Origin of the sequence: Kocuria aegyptia (genome assembly GCF_039530085.1) — a bacterium.
In the GTDB taxonomy this organism is placed as follows: Bacteria; Actinomycetota; Actinomycetes; order Actinomycetales; family Micrococcaceae; genus Kocuria; species Kocuria aegyptia.
On record NZ_BAAAOA010000044.1, the window covers coordinates 1 to 2,975 of the forward strand.

At 72.4% G+C, this 2,975-nt stretch carries 3 protein-coding genes; all 3 read left to right on the top strand.

Features of this window, described 5'->3' with window-relative positions; translation table 11 throughout:
- Positions 1–244 precede the first annotated feature (244 nt).
- The 3 genes from purU to ABD220_RS14180 all read left to right on the top strand — a co-directional run bounded on the left by purU (position 245) and on the right by ABD220_RS14180 (position 2,925).
- Positions 245–1,165, top strand: coding sequence for a formyltetrahydrofolate deformylase (purU, locus tag ABD220_RS14170; protein WP_344123609.1), 921 nt, complete (start codon positions 245–247; stop codon positions 1,163–1,165).
- Between the two features lie 246 nt (positions 1,166–1,411).
- Positions 1,412–2,035: a cyclodeaminase/cyclohydrolase family protein gene (locus ABD220_RS14175; protein ID WP_344123610.1), complete on the top strand. Its 624-nt coding sequence runs from the start codon at positions 1,412–1,414 to the stop codon at positions 2,033–2,035.
- Positions 2,032–2,925 (top strand): bifunctional 5,10-methylenetetrahydrofolate dehydrogenase/5,10-methenyltetrahydrofolate cyclohydrolase, encoded by an 894-nt coding sequence (locus ABD220_RS14180; protein WP_344123612.1) that lies wholly within the window; start codon positions 2,032–2,034, stop codon positions 2,923–2,925. Before ABD220_RS14175 ends, ABD220_RS14180 begins: the two co-directional genes overlap by 4 nt.
- Positions 2,926–2,975 lie beyond the last annotated feature (50 nt).

A 2,975-nucleotide genomic window follows, 5' to 3' on the forward strand; every position in this document is an offset into this window, starting at 1 on the left:
TCCGAACACCACATCGGCGCCTTCCACGACTGGATCACCGACAAAGTCGGCGACGTCATCCCGGCAACGGGCGCCTAGACACCCGTTCGCCGGCCGGGCCGGGCTCCCAGAGCCCCCCGCACCCCGCCCGGCCGGGGCGGAGCGCCACGTCGAACCACTCGACGCCGCACCGCCCCGGCCGGGCCGTCCGGGCCACCGGCACGCCGGCCATCCCCAGTAGACGCCCATCCAGCAGGAGCCTTCCATGACCGCCGTAGACAGCCTTCCTTCCTCCCTGCAGCCGAGCGCGGCACCCGCAGCGGCACCCGAGGGACGGACACTCCCCCAGTTCGTGCTGACAATCACCTGCCAAGACCAGGTCGGGATCGTCCATGCCGTCACGGAGTTCCTCCTCGCGCACGGGGCCAACATCAACGAGCACCAGCAGTTCGACGACACGGTGCACGGGCTGGTGCACCTGCGCACCGCCTTCACCGGTCCGCTCGAGCTGACCCGAGAGACGCTGCAGCGGAACTTCGTCTCCATCGCCGAGCGGTTCGGCATGCGCTACGAGATCCACGACCAGACCCCGCCCCGGCTGCTGGTCATGGTCTCGAAGAGCGGGCACTGCCTCAACGACCTGATCTTCCGGTGGCGGGCCGGGGGCCTCGGGGGAGAGATCGCCCTGGTGGTCTCCAACCACGAGGAGCTGCGCCCCATGGCCGAGGCGGCAGGCCTGCCCTACATCCACCTCCCCGTCTCCCCTGCCACCAAGGAGGAGGCGGAGCAGCAGCTGCTGGCGCTGGTCGAGGAGCACGACATCGACCTGGTGGTCCTGGCGCGCTACATGCAGATCCTCTCGGACGACCTGTGCCGCGCGCTGGCGGGACGGGCCATCAACATCCACCACTCCTTCCTGCCGGGCTTCAAGGGGGCCCGCCCCTACCACCAGGCCTACGAGCGGGGCGTCAAGCTGGTCGGTGCCACCGCCCACTACGTGACGGCGGACCTGGACGAGGGACCGATCATCGAGCAGGAGGTCATCCGGGTGGACCACACCCACGATCCCCGGGCCCTGTCCACCGTGGGGCAGGACGCCGAGGCGCTGGCCCTCTCCCGGGCGGTCCGCTGGCACTGCGAGCACCGCGTGCTCCTGGAGGGCTCCAGCACCGTCGTCTTCCGCTGAGCCGTGCAGCCCCGGCCGCCGTCCCGAGCGCTCCGGCACGGGCTCGCCCGGCATGGTGACCACCCCAACGACCCGGGGACGGCGCGACTGCGCGGCTGAGCCGCATCAGCCCGCGGCACCGTCTCCAGCAGACCTGCGGCCCCGAGCCTGCTTCGCCACCGGGCTCGGGGCCGCAGCCCATCGTGCACCGGCAGCATCCGCCGACACCCACGGCCGTCCATCCACGCCCACCGAAGGATACAGAACATGATCGGTTCGGAGACCCTCAACGACTACCTGGAACGCCTGGCGTCCCGGGAACCCACGCCCGGGGGCGGGGCGGCCGCAGCGCTGCACGCAGCCCAGGGGGCCGCCCTGATCGCCATGGTGGCGCGCTACACCACCGGCGCGAAGTACGCCGAGCACGAGGAGCGGTCCCTCCGGATCGCCGCCCGGGCCGACGACATCATCCCGGAGGCGCTCCAGCTGGCCGACGACGACGAGAAGGCCTTCGCGGCCGTGATCGCCGCCTACCGCCTGCCCTCGGCCTCGGACGAGGACCGTGCCGCTCGTTCCCGGGCCGTTCAGCGGGCCACGGTCGCGGCGGCCGCACCGCCGCGGGCGCTGATCGCCCTGGCCACGGAGGTCGTCGATCTGGGCCGGGAGCTGGCCGAGTTCAGCAACCCCAATGTGATCAGCGACGTGGCCGCCGCTTCGGAGGCGGCCCGGGCGGCCATCGCCACGGCCCTGATCACGCTGGACATGAACATCAACGCGATCACGGACGAGAAGGTCCGGGCCGAGTTCGCGGACGAGCTCCGGGACGGCCACGACGCCGTCCTCTCGGCCCAGGCCGTGACGGACCGTGTGCGCGAGAAGGTGATGGCATGACCGCGCGCCGGCTGACCGGGGCCCCGGTCGCACAACGCCTGCGGGCCGAGGCCGAAGACAACGTCACCACGCTGCGCGAGCGCGGAGTGGTCCCCGGGCTGGCGGTCGTGGTGGCCACCGACAACGAGGCGACACTGTGGTACGTCCGCTCCATCGCGCGGGCCGCGGACAAGGCCGGCGTGCACTGCAGGGTCGTCGACCTCGGCGCCGGAGCCGGAGCCGACCAGATCGCCTCGACGCTCACGCTGCTGAGCGCCGACGAGGACATCCACGGGATCATCCTGCAGACGCCCCTGCCGCCGGGAGTGGCCGTGGACGAGCTCGTGGCCCACATCAGCGCGGCCAAGGACGTCGACGGAGCCAATCCTCTCAGCCTGGGGCGACTGACCGTGGGGCAACGGGCGTTCGCCCCCGCGACGGCCCGGGCGGTGGTGGAGATCCTGGAGCACTACGAGGTTCCCCTCGCCGGCCGGCACGTCTCGGTGGTCGGTCGTTCCGCGGTCGTCGGCAAGCCGTTGCTGCAGCTGCTGCTCCAGCGCGACGCCACCGTCACGGTCTGCCACTCCCGCTCACGGCCGCTCGAGCGGTACACGTCCGAGGCGGAGGTCGTCGTCGCGGCGGTCGGGCGGCCCGGCCTGCTCACCGGTGACCATGTCCAGGAGGGTGCGGTGGTCATCGACGTCGGCACCAACGTCCTCGACAACGGTGATCTCGTCGGCGACGTGGAGCCCGCCTCGACGGCCGAGGTGGCCTCGGCCCTCACGCCGGTCCCCGGCGGCGTGGGCACGGTGACCACGGCCCTCCTCGTGCTGCACACGACACAGGCGGCGCTGCAGGCCGGCGAGGAACTGGCCTCCGCCCAGCCGTCGGGGTCGGGCGCCTCGGCCTGACCGCAACAGGCCCGCCGGGGACCGCAGGGTGGCTCGCCACCCTGCGGTCC

What these genes read in the sequence shown, in the direction of transcription:
- purU (WP_344123609.1), top strand. Translation starts at nt 245, where the DNA reads ATGACCGCCGTAGACAGCCTTCCTTCCTCCCTGCAGCCGAGCGCGGCA.
- ABD220_RS14175 (WP_344123610.1), top strand. Translation starts at nt 1,412, where the DNA reads ATGATCGGTTCGGAGACCCTCAACGACTACCTGGAACGCCTGGCGTCC.
- ABD220_RS14180 (WP_344123612.1), top strand. Translation starts at nt 2,032, where the DNA reads ATGACCGCGCGCCGGCTGACCGGGGCCCCGGTCGCACAACGCCTGCGG.